The sequence below is a fragment of the Mesorhizobium sp. M1399 genome (genome assembly GCF_040317735.1).
Taxonomy (GTDB): Bacteria; Pseudomonadota; Alphaproteobacteria; order Rhizobiales; family Rhizobiaceae; genus Mesorhizobium.
The window spans coordinates 18,584-43,607 of record NZ_JAMYKZ010000026.1; the positions used below are offsets into that span (position 1 = coordinate 18,584).

The following is a 25,024-nucleotide window of genomic DNA, read 5'->3' on the forward strand; positions in this document are numbered from 1 at the left end:
CGAGGGATCTATACACGTCAGGCAAGCCGGTCGCCTCATGGACGGCGGTGCCAGCTGCAAGCCTAGCCTAGCAATGAACTGTAACTGAGCGCAGCAACGCGGCCAGTCGATTCACGCGGTTTTGATCCTGAGCACAATGTCCTGATCGTAATTTCCAAAGCCCTTGCCGAAAATATTGATCCCGCCGGGGCGCTTGGCGTCGTCCTTGACGCCGATACGGATGCGGATTGAATGATGGCTCTTCAGATCGAGTGCGGCGAGGCCGGTTTCGGAAATCCTGAGGCCGTCGACATGGGTGCCGTCATTGGCAATTCGCCAGTTCTTCAGCTTACCGTATTGCGAGCCCTTGAGCTTCCACCAGGAGGGCGTGAAGACGCCGCGCTTGTCGCCGAAATCCCCCGGCGACGTCCAGGTGCCGACATCGACGCCATTGATCGTCAGCGTGATGTCCGAGGGCCAATCGGCGCTGGTACCCGGCACTTCCGAAGACAGCTCTATCGCAACTTCGAGTCCGGTGATCTCGGCATTGGCGAGCTTGGCATTGTTGGGGAACTGGTATTCGACAAAACCGCGCGTGAACCATAGCAGACCGGCCTTCATGCGGTCCGGATCGAGGAAAGTGTTCGGCACATCGAGCAGACCGATGATGCCGTCCGGCGAACAAAGGCCGCAGGGCGCGGTAACCTCGAAGCCGGTATAAAGCCCGATCGGCATCGACACTTCGATCGCGTCGTTCTTGACCGCACGATATTCGCTCTTGAACACGACGAGCACTTTTTCGGCGGTCGGATAGCAGATTTTCCGGTTGCCTTTCTTCGCTCTCTCGGTGCGGATCAGCCCCGCATCCTCCAGCACCTGGATGTTGGTCGAGACGGTCGACTGCGGAAGCGACAGCACGGCGGCGATTTCGTTGACATTCATCGGCCCCTTCTCATGCAGCAGTTTCAGCATCGAGATCCGCGCCGAGGAGGCAAGCCCCTTGAGCACGGCAATGCCTTCCTCAGGTTCGATCACCAGAAAATTGCGATTCATGAAATCGCCAGTCTATGCTCGTGACAGAGGTTATGGCTTCGCTCATTGCAACGGCGCTGACCGAAACGCCGAGCCGTTGATTTGGTTACATTAAGCCCTCGACCGTCAGTATGCATCGCAAGCCGTACCCGCAAGGATGGTGCAACATGTCTACATTTGTTCTCCGACCGCCAGCTCCTTGTAGTGCGGGGGTGCTTGTCAGTCCGTGGCCTCGATTTGCAGACGACCAGATGCTGGCAGCCACAAAGAGAGGCAGAAGCCGAACACGGAATTGGGGCCGTTCCCCTGGCCAGATCCCCAAGATACGGGACCTCGACGTCGATGTTAGCTGAACCGGCGCGGATGGATGCACAGGATGCGGTTCGCTGAAGTGCGTGCCGCCGTGAAGTAAATCATCGGATTCGCCACCCGATAGAGTCGGGACGGGGTTCTACCTATTGCTTTTGAGCATGATCTTTTCCGAAAATCGCGATTCCACTTCTTCGGGATCGCGCCAGTGCCGGCCTACTTCATGCTGGCCGCGGCAGCGACCCTGTCCACCATGGCGAGAACAGCTAGCGGTGCGGTGTGGTGGACCATGTGGCCGGCCTGCGGGATGATATCGACAAAGGAACCAGGAATCTCCGATTGTAGTCTAAGAGCCTCGGCTTTCGCATCGAACAACCGGTCGCCGGCCCCGGCAATAATGCCGGCAGGCATCAACAGATCATTGTAGCGGGTGAAGCGGCCGCCGGCCAGCGCGTCGGCCAGCATCAATCCCGATTCGGCCGCGATCGACCGCAGCTGTGAGGCCAGCTGGCGATGTCCTTTGCCGACGAAGCAAACCCCGCAGAGACGATGCCGGGGCGAAATACTTGCCCATGGCGAGCGGCCAGGTGAGCAGCACAAGCAGCGGAAGCAAAATGTGGGGGAAAACACCACCGGCGACAGGCAAGGCCGGCAGCCCGCCAGTGCAAGGCCCAGGCGCGGCGGCAAGAACGGACCGATGAAGACTCCCGATCGAATCGTCGTCCGATCGAGCTCATCGACTCGCCCGCCTGCCATCGAACCCAAATCTCAGGCGCTGAGCGGCCGAGTAGTAGATGCGACTTCGCTGCTTCATGGCTCACACTCCATCTTTCAGAAAAGAGCGTGTGTTGCTGCGATCAGTTGAATCCGCCACCCAAACCGAACGCGGCTGCTAGGCAGGCCGAAGCTTGTGCAAGTACAGCTGTGCGTCACAAGGCAAGTGAACTAAGAAGCTGCACGAACCGCGGGTGATCGCGAATGGCGTCGAAATGACTTCGTGACGGATTCGTTCCAATACGTTCTGACTCACGCTTCCTCCGACGGCTCTTTCCAGGTACCGCACCGCTTCCTCCACTTCCCCGAGCACGGAATACATGCAAGCGGCGTTGTACTGCGTCACGAAGTCGTCCGGATCGATCGCCAGCGCTCTGGCCAGCCAGGAACGCGCCTTCTTCCGCTCACCGATATACGCGAGCGAGGGCGCCGCGATGCAGCGGTGCCGCATTTTCAGGATGGCGGCCAGTTGAGCGTTCGGCGCGCTCGAAACAGACCCTTGGTTCGCGAGCGGATGAAGGCGATCGCGCAGGAGCGTCCGCCCGTGTAGAGTTGCCACCCTGGATCTCGCCTTGGCCGGCTGCATTCCTGGCTGTGTCCCCTAGGATACATTGTCGAGCAGGGTCGACTTATCCAAACCATGTGTCGGCTCAGGCGGCCATTCACCATTCGGCGTCATCTCGTTGACTGTCTCGGGTAGATCCCGCGCAATCCTTCTGATTAGCTCCTCGCGCGAAAGACCCGTCTGCATCGAAATGGACGTGAGTGTACCTTCATCCATTGCCGCTTGGACGTCCCTTGGCTCAATCGGTTGGTTTGGCCCGCTGCCAACCCACGAGTCGACCTTCGATCCTGCCCCCACCTCCCTGAACCGGTCGAGGATCTCACCAAGGTCAGCCCTCGACACGCCATTCGTTATCTGAGCCAGAATTCTGCGTTGCGGGTCGTTTGGGTTAAGATACCCCGCTCCCGGAATCAATTCACAGAGCTTGTCGCGGTTTTGGTATGCCAGAACGCCAAGCATCGCGATCGCCAATCTTCCCAGATTTGCCATTTGGTCTCCTCCACGGTTTTGGCCGATGAGCGAATCAAAGCCAAGTCTTGGCGGATGCCGACGCGTGTGGACTCGAACAACTTCTTGCCGGTCGGCTCGCGGGCGGACAGGACGCGTCCTTCGGGTACTCGTTTTCCATCTGACGTCTTCTCCTGACGCAGAACTTCGGGGCGCTTGGCCGCAGTCGCCCTGCGCCGATCGAACGCCCTAACCCGGCGCCTCCCGGGTTTGTTCCGCTTGTCAGAGTTTGTCGGCGACGATGGGGCGCGCGACCCGACGGGTAACTCTACCGGCTCGAGAGACAGAGTCTGCCCAACTTGACCATACTTCAGAACGACGACGGCTCGGTTAGCCTCAGCTACCTTGGACTGCCGCCGGCTCGCGCACGAATTTCAATTTCGGCGGGACGGCGAACACCCTGAACCGCTCAGCCAGGCTGTCAAGAGCTTGACGCATGCCCACTCCCGCAGCAGCCGCACCGTGTCCACTGATGACCATCCGCGGGTTCAGGGCAGCCAGGTGCTTCACGGATCTTTCCGCCGCATCCCAGTCCGGCGTGAAGTAGCGCGGCGGACCGTGCATCTCAAGATCCTGAACGGCGACCTCATAGACTGACTCCTGACCGGTGGTGATGAAAGCGTCCCCTACGATCAGCGAGCGGTCCTCCTCGCGCCAGAGCGAGATATGCCCAGGAGCGTGCCCGGGTGTGTGTAGCCATCGCCATCCGGGCATTCCGGGGATCGATCCGTCGGCAGGTAGGAGTTCCAAACGGTTGCCAAGATCAATTGGCCCCCGTGGAAAAAGCGGCGAAAGCAGCGCCATCAGTCCACCCCCGACCCAGGGATCCGGTGGCGGATAGGACGCGGTTCCGTCCAGATAGGGGCGCTCGAGTGCATGCGCGAAGACAGGCACGTCCCACCTATTCGCGAGGTCTAGAACCGTTCCCACATGGTCGAAATGGCCGTGGGTCAGGATGATCGCGGCCGGCCGTGCGTTCGTGCCAAACCGCTTTTCCGCGACCGCAAGAATGCTGCCGCGGGACGTCGGCAACCCGGTATCGATCAGCATCCAGTTCCGATCTCCGCTGCCCGGTGCGCCGAAGAACACGACATTGACGATTGCTAGGCGCAAATAGCCCAAGTCCGGTGCGATGCTCCAAGCGCCGTCGCCACGATCCTCGCGCCTGGCGTGGTCGATCTCGGAAAGTCGAATCTGAACGGTCATGTGATCCCGTGCCTCTCTTGTTGCTGAGCAGCCGCTCGAGTCGATCGGCGGCGGTGGTATATCGCCCCGAACTTGGCACGGCCCTCCTTGTTCCTCCTTCGCCACCCAGCTCCGGACAGTCCACCACAGGAACAAAGGCTCGACCAAATCGGTTCGGCATTACCCGGTCGCGCCAGGACGAGCTGGACTGAGCAACGAAGATGGCGCGCGCCCCATTGGATGCGGTATTTCGCCAACGCGGTTCCCGGTCCTAACAAGGCGGCCGAGTTCGAAGCCGACTGCTGAAAGAAGACTTCGAATGAGCGAAGTGGGGCGTATGGACGAGCACTAGGTGGAGGCTCCGGTTCCGCAAGCTTCGCCTATGACTGGTCAAGTTGGGCGCCAATGGTCGAGGCGGCCCGATCGGCAGGTGTCCAGGTTATCTGGGACATCTTCCATTACGGATCTCCAGACCATGTCGATCAGCGATCGCTGCATTTCATCGATGCCTATGCCTCGTTCGCGGCAGAAGCCGTGAGCGTACAGCGTTCGATCGCCGGAACACCGCCTCTGTTGTGTCCCATCAACTAGATCTCCTTTTTCGCATGGGCTGTTGAGGTCGGCTATTTCCCGCGTGGGGCCGAACAAACGTGGATGGTTCAAGCGGCATCTCGTGAAGGCTGCCATCGCGGGTGTTCGTGCAATGCGGGAGATCGACCCCGCCTGCAGATTTGTCTGGGCCGAGCCCCTTATCCAAATCGCTCCTCGTGACCGGACCCGCAGCGAACGGGGTCGGGCCGAAAACGCCCGTCAGGGGCAGTTCGAAGCTTACGACATGTTGCTGGGCCGCGTCGAACCTGAGTTGGGCGGGAGCGAAGATGTTGTCGATGTCGTGGGCCTGAATTTCTAGCCGCACAATCAATGGTAAATAAACGGGCCGACGATATCGATGGGACACCATGAGTACCGCGCTTTGTCGGAAATGTTGCTCGAGGTTGCTCATCGGTACGGTAAGCCGATGTTCATTGCCGAGACCGGCTCAGAGGGATCCGGCGGGCCGGCTTGGCTCCACTGTGTATGCCGCGACGAGGTGCGTGCCGCTATGGGTGTCGGAGCATCGATTCGAGGGTATTTGCCTGTACCCGATAACGGCCTACCCGGGCTGGGACAATTCGCGTCATGCAGAGGTGGGGTTATTTTCGGCCATCCACCCGAATGGCACACGCCGCCTCCGTCAGCCCGTCGCGGACGAACTGGTGCATCAGCAAGATCTGTTCACGGCAAACCGGACGCGCTGATTGTGTTGCGACACACCGCAAGGGCGAGCACCGAAGACCAGGGCAAATTACGGTGTATTCCTCAGCCAAAATCGGCGCCACGCGATGCCAAGTGGCATGGGTGCGAGGATGACCGTGCAGCATCAGGAAGCGGTGGCCCCTTCCACCAACCCGCACTCTGAGCGTCGCTTCCGGAAGTTTGATCTGCTCCAGCGAGAAACCTTCAAACATGCAACTCCCTCCATTCGCAACATTTGCCAAACGTGTAAACGGAGAGGCAGTTCAATGTCGGCTTCCGCGGGATCTGAACTTGCCTTGTATTCCGCGAAGAGGTCGTGAGCCGAACGGCGGCTTTAACTGGTCCCTCGGCAATAACCGGACGGACAGCAAACGGCCCCCAAAAAGCCGGCAGGCGGCGACGCGCCTGATATCGCACTTCGAGATCAACTCTGCCGTTTCCTGTTAGCCGAAGTTGCAAACGGCCCCGCTCACAATCGTGGTTGCGCCTTTGGGCATCGTGGTTCAGACCGCTGGCGGATTAGAACTCATATTGGCTTTGCGATCGGCTCATCGCTGCCGACAATCGGTGACCTATATAAAGGGGCATGTCCACGCGCCGAAAAATCAATGCAACAGCGAAGCTGATTGGAGAGTGGCCTTTGACCCCGGCTGCAACGCTTGGATCGTCCGTCAGAGCGAGGGGTATTTTTCTCGAAATACGCGCCCGCCTTCCAACGGACTTCAGGAAACTGCTCCATATCGAGTCCCGCGTGCTTACCCTGCGCCTGTCTCAGCGCCGAGAATGATGTGCAGGTGGTATTCGGGATCGTATCCAAAGCACTGCAGAATATCGAAGACCTGCCCGTAATCCCCCGTGAAATCGAGGACATTCTGACGATCTCGACGGCCGAACGGCACCGCTGGCTGAAAGATGGTCGCTTGCAGAGCGCCGGGACGAAAACGGTGAAACTCCGCGGGCGGGCAAGGAACATCACCTTTCACGTGTTCGACCCGCAGCACGTGGAGGATGTGCTTGACCGCGACCTGGTTACGGTCTGGCGCGAACAGGACGCAGCGACAGCTGCAGAGAATAGGCGGCGTGGCGCGGGGAAGGCGGCTCTGAAACGTGCGCAAAGAAGCGGGCGCGGAGCTGCAGCTTCAACTGGCCATTGCCCCGCTGAAAATTCGCACTCCAGTTTGCGCGGCTGGGACGATTTCGAGAAGGACGGTCTCCTGCGCTGATAGGTCGGGCGCACAGCCAGGTTAGGACATTTGCCTGCGCCGTGCGAGATGCGCAAGGAGGGCCGTCAAACGCATCGCGTTCAGGACCCGCTTCGCAGGGACGCCGCCCTTGCGCGCCATCTCGACACCCCAATGCATGTGGTCGAGCTCGCGGATCGAATGAGCGTCCGGGTTGATGCTGAAGATGCAGCCATGATCGAGTGCCTTTTGATGCCAGCGCCAGTCGAGGTCGAGTCGCCACGGATGTGCGTTGATTTCGACGGCAACGCCGTGTTTCGCACACGCTTTGAGGACTTTGTCGACGTCGAGATCATAACCGGGCCGGCGCAACAGCTGGCGACCGGTCATGTGCCCGATGATTGTCGTCCGAGGATTTCCGATCGCTTCAATGATACGCCCCGTCTGCTCCTTCTTGGGCAACTTGAAGCGGCTGTGCACGCTCGCGACGACGAAATCGAACTGCTCCAAGATATCATTCGGGTAATCGAGCGAGCCATCCGCCAGGATGTCCGCCTCAATGCCCTTCAGTATGCGAAATTTTCCATTGTATGCGTTGTTCAGCCGATCAGCTTCGCGGTGCTGTTCAGCAATCTCCTGCAACGAAAGGCCGCCTGCGTAGTGAGCGGACTGCGAATGATCGGCGACACCATAGTAGTCGAAACCGCGCCTGCGCGTGGCTTCAGCCATTGCCTCAAGCGTTTCGGTGCCATCGGAAGCGGTCGTGTGAGAATGCAGGATGCCATGAAGATCTTCATCCCGAATGAGGGCAGGTAGCTTCTGCTTTGCCGCTCGATCGATCTCGCCCCTGCCTTCGCGCAATTCTGGCTCGATAAACTGCAGGTCTAGCGCTTGGTAGATTTCTTCCTCTGTGGCTGACGCGATCAGTTTTCTCCCGCGACGAAGCCCATCGGCGCTTAGGGTGTATCCCTTGTCGACCGCGAACGTCTTCAGTTGCTCAAGGTGGTCTGCCGACCCGGTTGCTTCGAGCAGGCTCGCGCCAAAATGCTTCTTGTCCGTGACAACAAGCCTGAGGGTTGTATCCTCGATACCAGTCGACTTTCTGCCCTGCGCTACCAGGGCCAAGTCAGAAACGAGCTCGCAACCGCGCCGGAAGTCACCTGCAATTTCGACGCGCGAAAACTCTGGATGCTCTTGCTTCACCGATATGACCGCATGTTCGAGAAGAGCGGCGGCCTTGTGCAGGTGAAGTTGCGTTTCGCCGCTTCGCACGATGGCCAGGTTCTGCAGGAGCTTTGTCTGAAGCGCGGCGCCGAGGCCTTTGACTGGGCGTATGCGGTCTTCTCTTGCTGCGGCCTCGGCTCCGCCAGCGAGTTCACGCCGAGCGCCTGATGAAGCTTCAGTATCTTATCAGGACGAAGCCCGGGTATGGCAAACAGCTCCATCACGCCCGCTGGAACATCCTCGCGCAGCTTCTCAAGGCTCGGGTGCGTGCCGGTTTGGTAAAGCTTGGTCACGATGTCTGCGATCGCGTCACCGATCCCCGGGATGTTGGTGAGGGCGCCGGCGGCGATGATCCGATCAAGCGGCTGCGACAGCGCCGTCAGACTGTCTGCCGCGCGCAAGTATGCCTTTATGCGATAGGGATTGTCGCCGCGCATAGACGCCCGTTGTGCGTATTCCTTCAAAAGACTGGCGACGGTCCTCGGATTGATTTTTGCCATGGCTTCAGCCAAACGAGGCCGATCTCCGCAGGTTCCAATCAGGCAAGATCAACAGCGCCGCGTTGCCCTTTGAAAGCTGGCTTTCTCCTCTTCCCGCGTCGGGCGCTACAAATTGGGCAAGGATTGGTCAGCGCGGCCCCATCCCGCCAGAGCTTTGGAGCCTGCGCGTTTGTTTAATTCAGGAGCATCGCCGACGTGGAAATGAGAGGGCGCATCTATTGTCTTCATCTCCGCCCACGTGATCGGAGCGGCGACAGGAGCGCCCGGACGTGATCTTGCGCTGTAGGGCATGATTGCGGTCGCCCCGCGCTGATTGCGTAGATAGTCCACAAAGATGCGACCCTTGCGGCGCGCCTTTGACAACACGGCCGTGAAATGGGCCGGATCGCTCCGGGCGACCGCCTGCGCCAGGCGAGACGCGAAGTCCTTCACCTCTGGCCACTCGGCGCCAGGGGTGAGCGGCGCGATGACGTGCACTCCTTTGCCTCCCGTCAGCATCGGGAAAGTCGTAAGCCCCAGCGATTTAAGGATAGCGCGGAACTGAAAGGCAGCGGCGCGGACGGCCTCAAAATCGAGGCCTTCATCGGGGTCGAGGTCGAACACGAGGCGGTCGGCCTTTTCGACATCCTCGATCCGAGCCCCCCATCCATGCAGCTCGATCGTTCCCATCTGGACGCAAGTCATCAGTCCATCGGCATCGTCGACATAGAGATATGGTTCCTCGTGCCCGTCCTTCTCCGTGATGCCGACGTGGTGGACTTTGTCGCCAAAGCTGCCGGCGTCGTGTTTTTGGAAGAAGCACTTCTTCGCGCGGCCCTGTGGGCATCGAACCAGACTGATCGGCCGGCTGCCAACCCAAGGAAGCATGATCGCCGCGACCGCTTCGTAATGGTCGGCAAGCTGTCCCTTGGTGATGTTGGACTCCGGATAGATGACGCGGTCACGGTTACTTATCGCGATGGTGGTTGTCGCAGCGGCGAGATCGGCTGCATGACGTTCCGTCTCGAGCACGACCGCCTCCGGCTTCTTGTCTTCGCGGAGACCAAGATAGCTCGGATGTCGCAACGTCCCTTCATTTGTCATTTCGGTGAAGGCAATCTCAGCGACCAGTTTCGGACGGAGCCAGTGTGCGCCGCGCACTTCGGCGCGTGGTGCGTCGACGGTCGCGGCCTTCTGCTCAAGCGGCGCCATGATCTTCAAGAGACGAAGAAGTTCAGCGGTATCGAAGCCGGTGCCGACTTTGCCGGCGTAACGCAGCTTGCCGCGGTCATGAACGCCAAGGATCAAGGACCGAAACGCGCGGATCTTGTCGGACGGCGTCCAGCCGACAATCACAAATTCCTGCCGCCTGACGCATTTGATCTTCAGCCAGCTTGCGCCGCGGGCCGCCACATAACTCGAATCCGCGAGCTTTGAGATGACGCCCTCAAGGCCGGCAGCGCAGAAGCGATCGAGCAGCTCTTCTCCGCGGCCGAGGATATGATCGGAGTAACGAAGGACCGGATTTTTGGCAGGCAAGATCGCCTCAAGCTTCGCCTTGCGCTCAACAAGAGGAAGCCTTGTCAGATCTTCGCCGTCGAGCTGCATCAGATCGAACGCATAAAAGTCGATAGTCGCCGGGGCACCCTTCAATGCATTTTGAAGCGCCTGGAAGTTAGATCTTCCTTCCGCATCGACAACCACGGCCTCGCCGTCAATCAGGGCGGAGCGCACCTTGAGCTTGCGAGCCTCGGAGAGGACCGAAGGAAAACGGCTAGACCAGTCCAGACCAGATCGTGTGTAGGCTCGCGCCTCGCCTCCGCCGACGGCAACGAGAATACGATAGCCGTCGTATTTCATTTCATGGATCCAACGATCGCCGGCAGGGACCGTGTCCACGAGCGTTGCGAGCTGGACCGGCCGGAAAGCGGGCGGCGCTAAAGTGACCTCGTCACGAGCGGGCGACTTCGCTTGACTAGCGCCCGACCCATTGATTGCCTTACGCGACGTTGGCTTGACCACTCTGACCTAAACCATACTCAGAGACGAAACAGCGTTATCCGCCGTCCAACGCGCGACTACTTCTTTAGTTTCGCTGGCGGCCGTGTTGAGCTTTTCGCGATCATTGCCGACCCGCTTGGTTAGCGCCTCGGCCTGAGGCCGTGCTTCCTGCCTCCGGCCCTTCCATTCCCGATTTTCGCACACAGCTCACAGGCAATAATCAAGAGCAGGAACGGGCCCTCAAATGCCGCCACAGCGTATCCGGTTTCTGCCATCGGCTTTAGAAGCCTGACATTCCGGTTCCGGTCCCCTGTGCGTACGGCTTTGATCTTCTCGTCGAACCCATGTTTCGATTGATGATTACTCGACGTGCCCCATTGACGCCAACTACCTCGCCCAGAGCAGCTCCGATGCCAGTTTCGAGAAGTGCAAAATGGCCCACCGACCAGAGTGAATGCTTTCGTATCCGGGTCTATTTCGAGCAGCGCGGACTTGGTCAGCATTCAGAGAGCCTAGCGGGTCCTTCCCATGGGCACCGGCCTGCTACTCACGGAGCACCCCCTCCTCCTTGGCAGCAGCCTCGAAAGCCTGACGGACCTCTTCCGGAGTCACACGGTCCTGAAAGGCGTCGGCGCACAGTTGCACAGCCTTCCTCCACTTAGGTCCCATCTTGGTCCACTTCATGAGTTCCTCGGCGGCACCCTCGACGTTGTTGCACCCGTAGGTGACCCCAGGTCGGTCGGTCTTGACGTACACCGGACGGGAGAACCAATGGGTTGCCACGACAACTCCTACTCAGGGCAGAGATACACGTTGGCCTCCTTAGCGGCAGCCTCAAAGGCCTTTCGTATTATGTGGGGGTCAATCGAATCGCCCTGCCAAGGCTGACAGGCAGAGGGTCACCGCCTTATGCCAGCGAGGCCCTCGGCGGGTCCACATTTTGAGGTGCTCAAGGGCTTCCTTCGCATTGTTGCAGCCATGCCTGACACCGGTTTCAGTCTTCACGAACACCGGAGGGACGGAGGGACGAACCAGATGGGCGTCATGATACCTCCTACTCAGGGGAGAGATACACGTTGGCCTCCTTGGCAGCCGCCTCAAAGGCTTCACGGACCTCATGGGGGGAGGCTCTGCCCTCGAACGCATCCACGCAGGCCCACTTGGGGCCGGTTGTGTCCTACGCCATGAGTTCCTCGGCGGCTCCCTCGACGTGGCTGACCCCATTGCGAATGCCCGGACGTTTCGTCTTCACGTAGACCGGTGGAGAGAACCAGAGAGGACCCATAAGGGGGAACTTAGAGCGGCAAGAGCCCGCCGACCAACCCCGCTTTAGCCGCAGCTAAGGGAACGATGTAGGCCCTCACGGGTTTAGAGGTGGCAGCGGGATTCTTCGTGGATGTGCAGCCGCTGTGGGGGGGTCCGTCGCCTCTCCCTCACTGGCGGCGGGCTCCTTTCGCGAAGGCGGTGTTGGTAATAGACACCTAGAACCTTATACCGCATCCAATTTAACTAGTTCTCATTGGGGGAGTAATGTCCCCTCCTCTTTTGCAGCAGCCAGGAATGCCTTGCGGGCCTCCTCAGGTTCCATCTCGTCGAAAATCACGGCCATGCAAACGCGCACCGCGAGGTCCCAGCAAGGGCACGCTTGGTCCACTTCATCAGCTCCTCGCCGGCAGTCTCGGCGTTGTTGACGTTGTGGATGATCCCGGGACGCTCGGTCTTGACCGGGACCGGAGGGTTGAACCAGTGGAGAGCCATGCGGTCACTCTTTGTCGGCCCGATCAAGTTCCTCCAGCAAATACTTTTGCTCAGCCCAGTTCCCGTTCTACAGGCAGAGTGAGCAGGTTGCGAAGGTAATTGCGGATTACTCCTCTAGCTATTGAAAATGGCGCAGGACGGCGCGCTTTCGTTGCGATGCCAGAGTGACTGAAGTTGGCTGACAGCTACTCGCGACAGTCGAAAGCCACGCAGAGGCATGGCAGTTGCTGCCTCGACGATCGCCTCGGTTAGTTCTTCGTCAGAGGCCACCAAGCAAGGCGCAGCCTCCCGAGCTTCGCGTAGTGCAGCTTTGATCGAGACCGTGTCGCCACGGTCCGCCCTGTTGAGGAGGCGGTTATTCGCGAAGATCGAACCCGACGAACAGGCCAAAGGCTGGGGCAACATTGACAATAAGCTCCACCAGCTCGCAGTCAGTTTCCGCCAGGTGTGGCCCGTCTCGGCGCACCGCTGCAATAGTCTCTTTGACGGAGATGATTTGGCCGCGACGGGCTTGTAGGATCAGCTCGTGAACGAGGTGTTTGGCAGTCACTTTGTCGGGTCGGCAGTTCGTCCAAACGTTCATACAAGGCCTCCCACCTCAGCGAGAACCCAAGGGAACATTCATGATCCTCTGTCGAGAAAAATCAAGAACAATGTTTGATAACTTCTGAGTGGGAATCAGAGGGACAAGCCACGAAGCGAGCCTCTATACTCTTTGACCTGACGCTCAGCCAGCCGGCTAGGGACCTTCTTCCGTCGGCCCCTGTTTGGCCCGATCAATAGCCGCAAGTAATGACTGTAGGGTTGGCGGCAGTTCTGGTTCGACCTCCAGATTTAAGAACGTTTGTACGTGATGACGATAGCCTTCGGAACGGATCAGTTTCCGAAACGCTCCGGAGACAGACTGATGGTCTGCTTTGTTGCTCGTTGTCATGTTCGGGAAGTCCGTCCCCAATGAGCCGTAACTCGCCCGCAACGAACGGGTTCCATCAGGAGGTCGGAATATTTTGGCTGAAATTTCTGAGCGGGAGATCGGCTAACTGGCTCGCGCGAAGACCCCCGTGCCCCCTTCGATCCGCCGAGCATTAATCCCCGCTGTTTGAACAGAAGATCGTGTCGATCTAGCGTCGGTGTTGCACATAGCGACCGTTGAAATGCTTCTGTCCAATGTTTGCTCACGCTGTGATGCCAACAGGGCAGGCTCTTGCGGCAGGGTGCCGCAAGGTCGCGACGATGAAACGCCGGCCCAGTTCAACCCGCGCGACGTCCTTCAAAGCTGGGGGGATCGATCTTTACCAAGCGGTCTGCGGCCTCGACCGCAGTTCGTATCCTGCTGCACAGCGCGAGATTTTCGGCCAGCATTTCTTGAGTGCGTTGAATCGCGAGCTCGGTCCGGTGGATGCGCTGCCTGGCATTGTCAACTTCCGATGTCAAAATATCGGCCGCCATCCCGTGGCCGTGGGGTTCCATAGTGTCCATGGGTTTCTAATACATGGGGGGCGATATCGTTCCCTGATGTCGGGCGAAACGGCGGGCCGCAGAAAAGCGCGATGGGCCGAACGACCAATGCGCGCCCTGTCAAAACAGCGCCGGCAACAGGCGAACGGCTTCGGCCGCTCTACATCCCACGGGCAGAGGCGATCACGGTCCAGAGGGCGATTGATCTGTTCAGGTACGACTACAACGTAAGCGAAGACACACTCAGGCGGCTGGTGATCAAGCACCGTCTTCACAACCAGACAATGCCCGGTGCTCCGTGGAGAATAAGCGCTCCCGGTTTGGCTATGGCGCTCGCCGGCGATGATGACGCGCTTGCGCGGTTGAGGCGGGACTATCGCGAGCACCCGCACATAACTCGGTATTTCAAGCGGCTCGGCATCCCGCGACCCTGACCTGTTATCAAAAGTTATGGTCGCGGCGACTGTCTAAAATAGACATTAAGTAGATGTCGCGGCCCGACAGGGCTCCAAGAGCGAACCGTTGCTGCCTTGCGCATCGCCCTCTAGGCCGCCGGCGTCGAGTTCATCCCGGAGAACGGCAGCCGCGCCGGCGTGAGGCTCCGCAAACCTTAGGCGTAGACTCGTTAATGCGCAGCCACACACCTACTTTTCGCCATCGGACGAAGCGGTTGCAACAGGTGGTGCGCGGGCCAGTCACTGCGGATGAAAAGATAGGCGCGTTCGTCGAAATAATGCGCGCGAATGTGCTCTCGGGCGAGATACGGCTCCGCCTCGCCTGTCCGGCGGTCATCGACCAAATCGAGGTAGGCGATGCGGAAACCCGCATTCACGAAAGGCCGACGGACCTTTTCCACGAGCTGAACCCGCAAAACCAATGAGCCGCCGTTGAGTTCCACACTGCCATTTATGCGACTTTCGAAGCACAAAGACGAACATACAGAGTGCGTTGTTAATAGCCCTGCCCATTCCGCAGTTCCGGCGAGCATTAGCAATGGCTGGAACGGGGCCGATGATCGGGATAGGGGGACGCCTCGCGACGCCGCCCCTCCCACACCACCGGGCATACGGGTCCGTACCACGGCGGTTCGATCGGATTAAGCTTGGGCAGAGACATGGAGTCGAGGGAGGCCGAGAGACTCGAAGTAGTGGTTGCGCAGGGCCTGTTGGACCGCCGGGTGTCCTGACATGCGCCAGAATCCCGTCGGCGAACCGGCGGCAGCCGCAGAACTGAACTTTGGGACGCCACGATGGCGCAGTTCCTTGAAGCGGTTGTGCCCGTTCCCCCATTGCCGCCAGAGATACATGCGTAGTCTTCGGCGGATCCACGCTTCCAAGTTCGTAAGCACCCGTGGGGTCTGGCAGAAGCCGAAGTAACCGCGCCATCCGATGAGGTATGGCTTCAGCTCTTTGATCAACTGCGGCAGACTGATCCCCCGTGTCCGACGTGTCATGTCCAGGATCAGCGTCTTGAATTTGTCGAGGGCCTTCGGCGCGATGCGCCGCTCGCTCCCGTCATTCGAGATGCTGAACCCCAGGAACTTCCGCTCCTCCGGTCGCGCCACCGCGCTCTTTTCCTCGTTGACCTTCAGCCGCAGCTTCTTGGTCAGGAACCGGCTGACGGAAGCCATGACCCGTTCGCCGGCGCGGCGGCTGCGAACATAGATGTTGCAGTCGTCGGCGTAGCGGCAAAAACGGTGGCCACGTCGGGTCAGTTCCTTGTCGAGATCGTCGAGCAGGAGGTTGCTTAGGAGGGGCGAGAGCGGGCCGCCTTGCGGGGTCCCCTCGTCCACCGGACGGACCAGGCCGTCCTCCATCACCCCCGCATTGAGGAATGCACGGATGAGTTTGAGCGCACGCTTATCGGACACCCTGGCGGCGACGCGCGCCATCAGGCTATCATGATTAACCCGGTCGAAAAATCTTTCGAGGTCGAGGTCAACCACGTAGCTGTAACCCTCGGCAATGTAGCATTGCGCTTGGGCTACTGCCTGATGGGCAGAGCGTCCCGGGCGGAAGCCGTAGCTGTGCTCCGAGAACGTCGGGTCCCACTGCTCTTGGAGGACCTGCAGCAGGGCTTGCTGGATCAGTCTGTCGACGACGCAAGGCACGCCGAGTTTTCTGACCCCGCCGTCCGGCTTGGGGATTTCGACCCGCTTGACCGGCTGCGGCTGATAGGTTCCCTCAAGCAATCGAGACCGGATGCTTGGCCAGTGCTCACGCAGGTAGCCCTTGGCGTCGTCGATGGTCATCCCATCCACGCCTGGGCTACCCTTGTTACTTCGAACGCGTTTCCACGCTGTTTCCAGATTCTCTCGGCTACATACCGTCTCCATTAGCTGTTCCGTCCAAGCCGGGCTTTCGGGTGCCGACTTCGCCATGAGTGGTTCGGCCCCTTGGTAACCGCTGACAGGGGCTTCACCCCGGTCCCTCGGTTCCAGGGCCAGTGAATACTGGGTCTTCTGCCGCTTTCCACTCATGAGTTGCCAGTCCTACTTGCCGCTTCTGTCAAACGAATCCAGGAATTGACCCCTTTGGCGAACTGAAGAACTGACCCCTTCATTGGTTTGCTGTTTCGTTTGTTTCGGGCACCGAGCCGACCTTCTGCAGAAGGCCGGACCGTCGCTTTTCGCGCAGCCTGTAGCTGTCCCCCCTGATGGTGATCACAGTTGAATGGTGAAGCAGGCGATCCAAGATTGCCGTGGCCACCACGGGATCTCCAAAAACGCTCCCCCATTCACCCACCGAACGGTTGGAGGTAATCAGGATCGATCCCTTCTCGTAGCGGCGGGACACCAGTTGGAAGAAGAGGTGGGCGGCATTGGCCTCGAAGGGAAGATATCCGAGCTCGTCGATGATCAGCAATTTCGGCCGTGACAGGATCGTCAACTGCTTGTCGAGCGAGCCGTCGCTGTGGGCCTTGGCCAACCAACGTGGCTGCCGTGACGAACTGCACGTTGTAATTCTGGCGGATTGCCTCGCGGCCAAGGCTCACTGCAAGATGGGTCTTGCCCGTGCCCGGAGGGCCAAGGAACAGGACTGTGTCGCCGTGGGCGATCCAGCGGCAGGTCGCAAGCTCCCTGATCTGTCCCTGATCCAGCGATGGCTGCGCGTCGAAGTCGAAGCCGTCGAGTTCGCGCATGAACGGGAACTGCGCCAGTTTGCTCGACATCAATATCCGCCGCTCGTCACGCCGCGCGATCTCGCGCGACACAAGGAAAGCCAAAGCCTCGCGCAAGGTCATCTTCGAGCGTGCGGCCTCATCCAGCAGCGTGTCGAGTTGATCGCGGATTGCCGTCAGCTTCAACCGGTCGAGTGTCGCGACCAGCATGTCGTGATCCACGGTCGTCATCACCAGCCTCCCCCGACAACCGCCTCGTATTCCGCCAGCGGCCGCAGCAAGGCGCAAGGAGCAATCTCTATAGGGGCTGCTGCGCGCACTGGTCCCTCGGCGCCAGCCACGCCGACAAAATGCGCCCGATCCACGATCCGTTGTCGGCGGCCTTGGCATTGGGAATGATCAGCCACCACCCGGCCCGCATGACGGATGATGACGCGACCGGCCAGAACCACTACCTGAACGCTCTCTCCGATCAGGCGCCAGGGCACTGAGTAGCTGTTCGTATCGAGGTCGATCGCGCAGTCCGCCTGAACCTTGCGCACCAGATCACGTAGTTGTCCGAACGGCGCCCGGCCTGCAAGCGGCCGAAGCGCACCGGCCTCAGCGGCAAAACGTTCCGCAGGCGCGACGCCGGTCGTGCCATGCTCACGCTGGTCGGCAATCTCGCGCGTCCACCGATCCAGATGCGCCTCGAACGCCGCCCAGCTCTCGAAACGGCGGCCGGCGATCGCGTTCTTCTTGACGTAGGCGACCCCACGCTCGTCCTTGCCCTTCGTGCGGGCCCGATATGGCGCGCAAGCTCGTGGCGTAAAGCCCCAGTAGCGGGCAAAGGCATGCAGTCGGGCATTGAACCTCACCTCGCGCGTCACCGCGTCATGGTGCTCGACCAGAGCCTTCGCATTATCCAGCAGAACCTCCGCTGGAACCCCGCTGAAGCGCAGGAAGGCTCCTTCCATCCCATCAAACCAGTCCGCCTGGCGCTCCCGTAAAGAGGGGCGGATATGCACCCGTCGCGAATAGCCCAGCGTCCCCACGAACAGGTGAACGCGCAACCGCTCGCCGCCGATCCACACGCGCGTATCGCCAAAGTCGATCTGCATCTGATGACCTGGCGCCGTCTCAAAGCGAACCGTCGCGCGCTTCTGCGCCTTCAATTCCCGCCGCCAGCGCTTCACTCTCAGCTCCACCGAGCGAAGCCCGATCACGATACCATGTTCGCTCGCCAATTCCTGGCGAATGACATCCGCGTTTCCATCATGACGAAAGAAACGCTCTCTAAGCCAATCGTCCAGACCGTCGAATGCAGTTCGACGAGCAGGCTGGCGATACGCCACGACACCACCTTCACGCAGATAGCGGCGAACCGTATTGCGCGCGCAACCGAACTCTTGCGCAATGCGCTTCGCACCCCAGCCGACCTCATGCAGCCGAACCATCGCTGAAACTTCTTCCCCCGACCGCATCTCCTCAACCCGCATTGTTGTCGACAAGGCGAGCTTCGATGGAAATTCTTCTTGCATCCACTGATCCTCTCAAAAATGAGGGGTCAGTTCTTCGTTTCGTTAGGGGGTCAGTTTCTCACTTCGCCTGACAGCTTCCAATCGTTCGGGCCTTCGGTCATCGTTTCCGGCTCGGCCTATCCATTTGCTCCGCCTTTCGGCCTTGGAGTGCCTCACTAGCCTTGCCGACAGCATCACCTACTACGCCCTCTGCTGACTCCTGCATCACGGTCAGGTCACCTTGCGGTTCCCTCAGTTCCGAAGTCGGAACATGACGCAGGCCTCCCCAGGTAAGCTCAATCGCCTTCCCCGCGCACCTGCCGGATCTACAGCCCTGCCCTTTGATGGATATGGACTTCGCGACACGTTGCCCGCTCGTCCGGCCAGGGATGCCTCATATCCGGTTTCTGTTCGTCAGGTCGCGGTTTTGCTCCACGCTTCCTTCAGACACCACCTCGCGGTAATGCCCTTGCGCTTTGCTAAGCCTTCACCTCCATCAGGTTGGCTAGGGGACTTTCACCCCCAAGCGGTTGAACATGCTGGGCACACAACGAACCCGCTGCGCGGGATGGGCGCATGGGGTGAGGTAGAGATCACGAACCGGACGTCACGCTCGCATTGAGGATGGTTCGGCAGCGGCAGAGCATCAGGCTTCTTTAACAAGGAGCCTGACCATGCCCTATCCTGTTCTTGATGCACCTATCAGTCCACTTCGTCAGCGGCTGATCGATGACATGAACATGCGGCGTTTCTCACGGGAGACGCAGCGCAACTATTTCCGCGACATCGGACGCCTGGCGACGTTCCTCGGGCGTTCACCGGACACAGCGACCACCGACGACCTGCGCCGGTTCCAGATCGAGCAGCAGGACGACGGTGTTCCCGTGCCGACGATGAACAGCATCGTGTCGGCGCTGCGCTTCTTCTTCACGCATACGGTCGATCGTCCCGATCTGGCGCGCAAGCTGGTTCGTCTGGCGCACCCGCGCAAGCTGCCGGTGGTACTGAGCCGCGACGAGGTCGCCCGGCTGCTCAACGCCACCACCTGCCTCAAGCATCAGGCCGCGCTGTCGGTCGCCTATGGCTCAGGGCTGCGCGTCGCCGAAGTGTCGATGCTGAAGGTCGCTGACGTCAACAGCAAGCGCATGCTGTTGCGCGTCGAGCGTGGCAAAGGCGGGCGATATCGCAACGCCATGCTGTCGCAAGACCTGCTCTTGTTGCTGCGCCAGTGGTGGAAGGTCGGCCGCCAGCAGGGGGTGATGCACCGCGAGGGCTGGCTGTTTCCGGGGCAGCATCCGATGAAGCCGATCAGCACGCGGCAGCTCTATCGGGTGGTCGTCGAGGCGGCCCAGGCGGCCGACATCGCCAAGCGGGTCGGGCCGCACACGCTGCGTCACAGCTTCGCCACCCATCTGCTGGAGGACGGCACCGACATCCGGATCATCCAGGTCCTGCTCGGGCACGCCAAGCTAAAAAGCACCGCCTTCTACACCAAGGTTGCAACCCGCACGGTGCGCACGGTGACGAGCCCGCTCGACAAGCTTGGCCTGTTCAAGCCGGAAGAGATATTACCCGACGGCTGAGCGTGCGCGCCTCGATCGAGGTTGCCGACATCTTCCGCACCGCCGGGCCGGCCTACCGGGCCGCCCATGCAGGGCATCTGACACTGCAGCAGCTCAAGGTCATGTCGGCGATCGAGCACTGCCGCACTGCGGCCCTTGGCGGGCATGTCGAAGCCTGGGAGGACTGCGGCGAGTGGCGCATCGCCTACAATTCCTGCCTTATGGGCAGATCCAGTAATGGGGAGTCGGCGACGACTTGATCACGCTCTTGCGACAGTCGCCGCCAGCCCGGCTCACCATTACGAGGTGCGCTTGAGGAGTGCTATCAGCCTGTCGGACGGCTGGAAGGCTCCCCGTCGCAGATGCGGCGGAATGATCGCCTCCATCGCATCGAGCTTTTCAGTCGGGTCGCCACGCGTGTAGACCTCGGTCGTCGTCAGCGTGGCATGGCCCAGCCATAGCGACACTTTCCGGATGTCATGCGTCGCCTGCAGAACGATCATTGCGCAGGTGTGCCTGAGGACGTGAGGCGAAACGCGCTTCTTGGCGAGACCGGGCTGCTTGCGAGCCGCGGTCGCGGCGTGCTGCTTAAGCAGATAAGCGAAGCCCCATCGGCTCAGCGGCTCTCCCCGGGCGTTGACGAACACCTCGGGCACGGCGGGCTGGCCGCGAATGGCAAGCCATGCGCGCAGTGCTGTGGCTGTGCTCTTCCATAACGGCAGTGTTCGTTCCCTCCGCCCCTTGCCGAGAACGCGGATGCTCATCGACGGCAAGTCGATGTCCTCGATCTTCAGGCCGGTCAGCTCGGATACGCGCAGCCCCGCACAGACAGCCAGGTGCAGCATGGCGCGGTCGCGGATGCCCTCCCACGTCGTGGGATCGGGCGCGTCGAGCACGGCTTGTAACTCCTCCCGCAGTAGATAGGGAACCAAGCGCGCATCCGTCTTCTTGAACGGGATCGCCAGGACGCGGCGGATCTGATCCAGTGCTGCCGGTTGCCGGTACTCGAGGAAGCGGAAGAACGACTTGATCGCCGCCAGTCGCACGTTGCGCGTCACAGCCGCGTTCTTTCGGTTGTCCTCGAGATGCTCGAGGAAGGCGCTCACCAAGCCAGCGTCGATCTGCTCCAACGTTAGCAGGGAGGGTTTGACCTTGAGCTTTTCGGCGGCGAACACGAACAGCAACTGGAAGCTCAGGGCGTAGGAGTCCTGCGTGTGCCGACTGACGCCTCGCTGGCGGGAGAGCGTCTCGCGCAGGAACGCTTCAATGAGAGGAGCGATCGGCGTCATGACTGCCGTCCCTCCGACAGGAACTCTTCGCCGGCCGCAGCGACGTCGCGCATGAGCTCAGCGGTAGCTTCGAGATACCAGTAGGTCGCATAGATGTTGACGTGGCCCATGTAGGTGGCCAGCGCCGCCATATGCGCCCCGCATCGGCTTCGGCCGGCCGGGCTGCCCTGCAGCGCACGCACGGCGAACGTATGCCGCAGATCGTGCAGCCGAGGACGGCGCGTCGTCCTCGATCGGATGCCAGCTATGCCCACCAGCCTGTCGAAGAGCTCTTTAACCGCGATGTAGCGGAGTGCCCGACCACGCTTGTCGATGAACACCGGATCATCGTGCGAGCGCGGCCGTCGATGCGCCAGATAGCGTTCCAGGCCTGCTGCTGCCGTGTCGTGCAGTGGCACCAGGCGCGTCTTGCGGAACTTGGTCTCGCGGATCAGCAGGCCGTCGCCGGTCACGTCGGCAACCGTGAGCCTCAGAGCTTCTGAGATCCGCAACCCGGTGGCCGAGAGCAGCGCGATCAAGGCTGCAAAGGTGAGCGGGCGCAAGCTGCCCTTGGGCCGAAGCCGCAGCGCAGCCTCGATCAGGCGATTGATCTCGTCTGCCGAGTAGATGTGCGGTGTGCGGCGCCTCTTGCGAGCACCGAAGTGATTGGCGGGCGGCAGCTCATGCCCGGCGTCCTCGACTTGGGTGTGGCGCACGAAGCGGCAGATGGCTCTGAGTCGTGCATCGCGTTGCGCCACGGATGGCCCGAGCGCGGCCCATTCGATCGCCGCTTGCGTCTCAACGTGCGTTTGCGCGCGCTCGGCCGCGAAGGCGGCAAAGCTCTTCAGCAGGTACTCCGCATTCGACATCGCGAAGCCCGTGGCGCGGCGCAGGGCGAGATAGGTCTCGATCGCGTCCAGCATCACAGCGCCTCCGGCCAGGGCTGAGCGACCTGCTTCAAGAGCGCGACATCGGCCTTGGCGTAGTAGGCCGTCGTGTCGATGCCTCGGTGGCGGAGGACCAGACCGATCTTCTCGAGCGGAACGCCGCAGCGCAGCATCTCGGTCGCCGCGGTGTGCCGCAGGACGTGCGCCCCCTTTACCGACGTCACGATGCCGGCGCGCTTCATGACGCGCTTCATCACCGACGAGATTCCATCGCCGTTCCGGAACGGTCGGCAAGGCGCGATCGTGCGCAGGAACACGCGATCGCTACGACAGGCGGACGGACGGCATTCGAGATAGGCGGCGATCGCATCCCCGACGTCTTGCGGGAGCGGCAGGCGGACCTCGTAGCGCGCCTTGCCTGTGACCCGGAGCGAGCCCGCCTGCCACTCGATGTCGGTGAGACGGAGTTGCGCCACGTCGCCGGCCCGCAGTCCGAGGCGGGCCAACAACAGCAAGATCGCGAGATCACGTCGACGCGCACTGGTGTCACCATCACAGGCGGCGATCAACTGATTGACCTGCTCGGCCGACAAATATCGCGGCATGTCGGCAAGCTGCCAATGGGCGTAAGCTGGAACGGCGTTGTCGAGACCCGCCTGACAGCAGCCTTCGACTGCAAGGTATCGCAGGAATGCCCGTAGGCTCGTCGTCATCTTCTCGATCGTGCCGCTGCCGCACTTGCTCGCGTGTTCCATGAAGTAGCCGCGAACATCGGCCGGACTCCAGCCAGTCGGGGCGGATCCGAGCGCTATCACTATGCCGGCAGCGTCGCGAGCGTAGAGCCTGATGGTGGCATCGGATGCCCCGCGATGCTTGCGCAGCCAGGCCTTGAAGTCGGTGACCAACTTGGGCTCGGCGGGCGCCGTTACCACGGCCGCGGATCGGCAGACGCCGACCTCGATAAGGTGCCGTCGAAAGAGCCGGGCACCGTAGATGGTGTGGTGGTTCCGCCGGCCGCCTCTGACGCGCGGACACCTGCAGCTGCGCAGGTGCTCGCTGAAGGCCGCCAGATCGATGTCTCCCAGGCTCACGCCGCGCTCGATCATGATGTGGCCGGCATGGGCTGCCGCCCGCAAATAGCGCACGGCCGTGTCTGGGCTGTAGCCTTGCCGTTCGAGTGATGCTGCGAAGCCGTCGAGGTATGGCCCGCTTGGCCCGCTCCGCAGATGCCCCAGAATCTTCGATGCCGAGAAGTAGGTCTCCAACATGTTCGTCCCCGTTTGTGACCGGCCATCAGTGGCCAAGTCGATGGGGCCGCGAGCACACCCAGTTATGGAGACAAGAAGCGCCGAGATTCACAGAAAATGTCAGCGACGCCACGCCGACTCCCCATTACTGGATCTGCCCATAAGGCAGCTAATGGGCGATGCCCATTAGCTGCCGTAACCGGCACTGTCCCAGGTGCCAGGGCGCGGCCGCGCGTACATGGCTCGCCGAGCGCGAAGCCGACCTGCTGCCGGTCGGCTACTTCCATGTCGTATTCACGCTGCCGGCCGAAGTCGCCGAGATCGCGTTCCACAACAAGGCGCTGGTCTATGACCTGCTGTTCAAGGCGGCATCGGAGACGATGCTGACCATCGCCGCCGATCCGAAGCACCTCGGCGCGCACATCGGCATCACTGCCGTGCTCCACACATGGGGCTCGGCAATGACCCACCATCCGCATGTCCACATGATTGTGCCCGGCGGCGGCATCGCTCTGGACGGAAGCCGCTGGGTCTCGTCGCGCCCGGCCTTCCTGCTGCCGGTACGCGTGCTCGGCAAGCTGTTCCGCCACCTGTTCCTTTCCCGGCTGGTCGCGTGGCACGACGCCGGCCAGCTAGCCTTCTTCGGCGCAATTGCTCATCTCACCGAGCGGCAGGCATTCCTGCGCCACCTGTCGCCGGTCCGGAAGAAGCGCTGGGTGGTCTATGCCAAGGCGCCGTTCGCCGGGCCGGAAGCGGTGCTCGCCTACCTGTCGCGCTACACGCATCGGGTCGCGATTTCGAACAGCCGGCTGATCGCCTTCGACAAGAGCGGCGTCACCTTCCGTTACAAGGACTATCGCCGCGACGGCGCCGATCGCCAGCAGGTCATGACACTGGCGACCGACGAGTTCATCCGCCGCTTCCTGCTCCACGTGTTGCCACGCGGCTTCCACCGCATCCGGCACTACGGCCTGCTCGCCGGCTCTGCTCGCAAGGCCAGCCTTGCGCGCGCCCGTGAACTGCTGAGCGTCGCCGCGCCGTCCAATGACGACACCTCGGACGAACCGGACGACTTCCGCCCGTCGTGCCCCTGCTGCGGCGGCCGCATGATCGTCATCGAGACGTTCGAACGCTGGAGCCAGCCACGCGGACCGCCGGACGCAACCGCGACGAACCGGGAGACCGCTCCATGACCCGGCATGGCATGATCCAGCGTTCAGCCGTAGGTACTCAGCCTCCGGCAACGGACCCACCCATGTCCATGGTGATCACCGAGACCGAAAGGGCAGCGTCAAGCCGTTCATCGTGCCGGCAATACCGCGCGGAGGCGCAACGAGGCGGCCTGTCCGCATTCATCCCAGCGCTTCCCAGCCTCGGTCGTGCAATCGCCGACATCAGCCGCAAATCGAAATCCCCATAGCCATCGACTGTGGCCCGCGGGTTCCTTCCTCGGGGACTTTCGTACGCCTGCCGGCGCCCGAAACTCATCACGAAAGCAGACGGTCGGGTTCCGTCGTTCACAAAGGGGTAGCAGACGGTCAGCTCATAAGCCGCTGACGGACCCAGGCTTCCGACATGGTGCTTGGAGCCAGACATCTCACTCCTCTTCCGTTCGCAAGATGACAGGCATCACCTTTCATGGATTTTCCCCCTATTAGTTCGGCTTCGTCGTGAAGAACGCAAAGAGCTTGTG

20 protein-coding genes and 5 pseudogenes are annotated in these 25,024 nt (G+C 61.0%); 4 read left to right on the forward strand and 21 right to left on the reverse strand.

The window, feature by feature from the left end; all coding sequences use genetic code 11:
• Window positions 1–111: 111 nt before the first annotated feature.
• From NKH05_RS29705 to NKH05_RS29730, 6 genes are all read right to left on the reverse strand, one after another.
• Complete coding sequence (locus tag NKH05_RS29705) at window positions 112–1,032, reverse strand: ArsR/SmtB family transcription factor (RefSeq protein ID WP_353026731.1); 921 nt, start codon at window positions 1,030–1,032, stop codon at window positions 112–114.
• Window positions 1,033–1,536: 504 nt separating this feature from the next.
• On the reverse strand, window positions 1,537–1,785 hold the full coding sequence (locus tag NKH05_RS29710) for an alpha/beta fold hydrolase (protein WP_352637609.1): 249 nt from the start codon (window positions 1,783–1,785) through the stop codon (window positions 1,537–1,539).
• A 427-nt stretch (window positions 1,786–2,212) separates the two neighbouring features.
• A complete protein-coding gene (locus NKH05_RS29715; protein ID WP_352690974.1) occupies window positions 2,213–2,680 on the reverse strand; it encodes a TPR end-of-group domain-containing protein in 468 nt (155 codons plus the stop codon).
• 15 nt (window positions 2,681–2,695) lie between these two features.
• Window positions 2,696–3,148: a YidB family protein gene (locus NKH05_RS29720; protein WP_352503351.1), complete on the reverse strand. Its 453-nt coding sequence runs from the start codon at window positions 3,146–3,148 to the stop codon at window positions 2,696–2,698.
• 354 nt (window positions 3,149–3,502) lie between these two features.
• Entirely contained in the window at window positions 3,503–4,372 is an 870-nt protein-coding gene (locus tag NKH05_RS29725) for an MBL fold metallo-hydrolase (RefSeq protein WP_352690976.1), read from the reverse strand.
• 1,172 nt (window positions 4,373–5,544) lie between these two features.
• Window positions 5,545–5,859 (reverse strand): alpha/beta fold hydrolase, encoded by a 315-nt coding sequence (locus tag NKH05_RS29730; RefSeq protein ID WP_352467863.1) that lies wholly within the window; start codon window positions 5,857–5,859, stop codon window positions 5,545–5,547.
• A 374-nt stretch (window positions 5,860–6,233) separates the two neighbouring features.
• Between NKH05_RS29730 and NKH05_RS29735 the strand changes: the two are divergent.
• Window positions 6,234–6,870, forward strand: a pseudogene (locus NKH05_RS29735) (hypothetical protein).
• 21 nt (window positions 6,871–6,891) lie between these two features.
• Here the strand turns inward: NKH05_RS29735 and NKH05_RS29740 are convergent.
• The 12 genes and pseudogenes from NKH05_RS29740 to istA form a co-directional block, all read right to left on the reverse strand.
• Window positions 6,892–8,552: pseudogene (locus tag NKH05_RS29740) on the reverse strand (DNA polymerase/3'-5' exonuclease PolX).
• A 105-nt stretch (window positions 8,553–8,657) separates the two neighbouring features.
• On the reverse strand, window positions 8,658–10,553 hold the full coding sequence (ligD, locus tag NKH05_RS29750) for a DNA ligase D (protein ID WP_353026734.1): 1,896 nt from the start codon (window positions 10,551–10,553) through the stop codon (window positions 8,658–8,660).
• 522 nt (window positions 10,554–11,075) lie between these two features.
• Window positions 11,076–11,315: a DUF982 domain-containing protein gene (locus NKH05_RS29755; protein ID WP_352516193.1), complete on the reverse strand. Its 240-nt coding sequence runs from the start codon at window positions 11,313–11,315 to the stop codon at window positions 11,076–11,078.
• Between the two features lie 271 nt (window positions 11,316–11,586).
• On the reverse strand, window positions 11,587–11,682 hold the full coding sequence (locus NKH05_RS29760) for a DUF982 domain-containing protein (RefSeq protein ID WP_353026735.1): 96 nt from the start codon (window positions 11,680–11,682) through the stop codon (window positions 11,587–11,589).
• 366 nt (window positions 11,683–12,048) lie between these two features.
• The gene (locus tag NKH05_RS29765) at window positions 12,049–12,141 is read right to left on the reverse strand and encodes a DUF982 domain-containing protein (RefSeq protein WP_353026736.1); all 93 of its coding nucleotides are present in this window, start codon (window positions 12,139–12,141) and stop codon (window positions 12,049–12,051) included.
• Complete coding sequence (locus NKH05_RS29770) at window positions 12,132–12,290, reverse strand: hypothetical protein (RefSeq protein ID WP_353026738.1); 159 nt, start codon at window positions 12,288–12,290, stop codon at window positions 12,132–12,134. Before NKH05_RS29770 ends, NKH05_RS29765 begins: the two co-directional genes overlap by 10 nt.
• A gap of 355 nt (window positions 12,291–12,645) precedes the next feature.
• A complete protein-coding gene (locus NKH05_RS29775; protein WP_352458909.1) occupies window positions 12,646–12,873 on the reverse strand; it encodes a hypothetical protein in 228 nt (75 codons plus the stop codon).
• A 668-nt stretch (window positions 12,874–13,541) separates the two neighbouring features.
• Complete coding sequence (locus tag NKH05_RS29780; RefSeq protein ID WP_353026739.1) at window positions 13,542–13,769, reverse strand: hypothetical protein; 228 nt, start codon at window positions 13,767–13,769, stop codon at window positions 13,542–13,544.
• A gap of 604 nt (window positions 13,770–14,373) precedes the next feature.
• A complete protein-coding gene (locus NKH05_RS29785; RefSeq protein WP_353026740.1) occupies window positions 14,374–14,646 on the reverse strand; it encodes a hypothetical protein in 273 nt (90 codons plus the stop codon).
• A 198-nt stretch (window positions 14,647–14,844) separates the two neighbouring features.
• Complete coding sequence (gene ltrA, locus NKH05_RS29790) at window positions 14,845–16,227, reverse strand: group II intron reverse transcriptase/maturase (protein ID WP_502913288.1); 1,383 nt, start codon at window positions 16,225–16,227, stop codon at window positions 14,845–14,847.
• A gap of 79 nt (window positions 16,228–16,306) precedes the next feature.
• Window positions 16,307–17,099 (reverse strand): annotated as a pseudogene (gene istB / locus NKH05_RS29795) (IS21-like element helper ATPase IstB).
• Entirely contained in the window at window positions 17,099–18,388 is a 1,290-nt protein-coding gene (istA, locus tag NKH05_RS29800; RefSeq protein WP_352618700.1) for an IS21 family transposase, read from the reverse strand. The pseudogene istB and the gene istA overlap by 1 nt, the downstream one beginning before the upstream one ends.
• A 653-nt stretch (window positions 18,389–19,041) precedes the next feature.
• Between istA and NKH05_RS29805 the strand changes: the two genes are divergently transcribed.
• Together NKH05_RS29805 and NKH05_RS29810 are read left to right on the forward strand one after the other, a co-directional pair.
• A complete protein-coding gene (locus NKH05_RS29805; protein ID WP_353026744.1) occupies window positions 19,042–19,950 on the forward strand; it encodes a tyrosine-type recombinase/integrase in 909 nt (302 codons plus the stop codon).
• A gap of 2 nt (window positions 19,951–19,952) precedes the next feature.
• Window positions 19,953–20,147 (forward strand): annotated as a pseudogene (locus NKH05_RS29810) (transposase zinc-binding domain-containing protein); the annotation flags it as partial.
• Window positions 20,148–20,228: 81 nt separating this feature from the next.
• On the opposite strand, the gene NKH05_RS29815 reads toward NKH05_RS29810, so the two are convergent.
• The 3 genes from NKH05_RS29815 to NKH05_RS29825 are packed head-to-tail and all read right to left on the reverse strand — an operon-like array spanning window position 20,229 to window position 23,352.
• The gene (locus NKH05_RS29815; RefSeq protein ID WP_352819823.1) at window positions 20,229–21,218 is read right to left on the reverse strand and encodes a tyrosine-type recombinase/integrase; all 990 of its coding nucleotides are present in this window, start codon (window positions 21,216–21,218) and stop codon (window positions 20,229–20,231) included.
• A complete protein-coding gene (locus NKH05_RS29820; protein WP_352706844.1) occupies window positions 21,215–22,120 on the reverse strand; it encodes a tyrosine-type recombinase/integrase in 906 nt (301 codons plus the stop codon). Before NKH05_RS29820 ends, NKH05_RS29815 begins: the two co-directional genes overlap by 4 nt.
• Window positions 22,120–23,352: a tyrosine-type recombinase/integrase gene (locus NKH05_RS29825; RefSeq protein ID WP_352706841.1), complete on the reverse strand. Its 1,233-nt coding sequence runs from the start codon at window positions 23,350–23,352 to the stop codon at window positions 22,120–22,122. Before NKH05_RS29825 ends, NKH05_RS29820 begins: the two co-directional genes overlap by 1 nt.
• A 167-nt stretch (window positions 23,353–23,519) precedes the next feature.
• On the opposite strand from NKH05_RS29825, the pseudogene NKH05_RS29830 reads away from it, so the two are divergent.
• Window positions 23,520–24,524, forward strand: a pseudogene (locus NKH05_RS29830) (IS91 family transposase); the annotation flags it as partial.
• Window positions 24,525–25,024 lie beyond the last annotated feature (500 nt).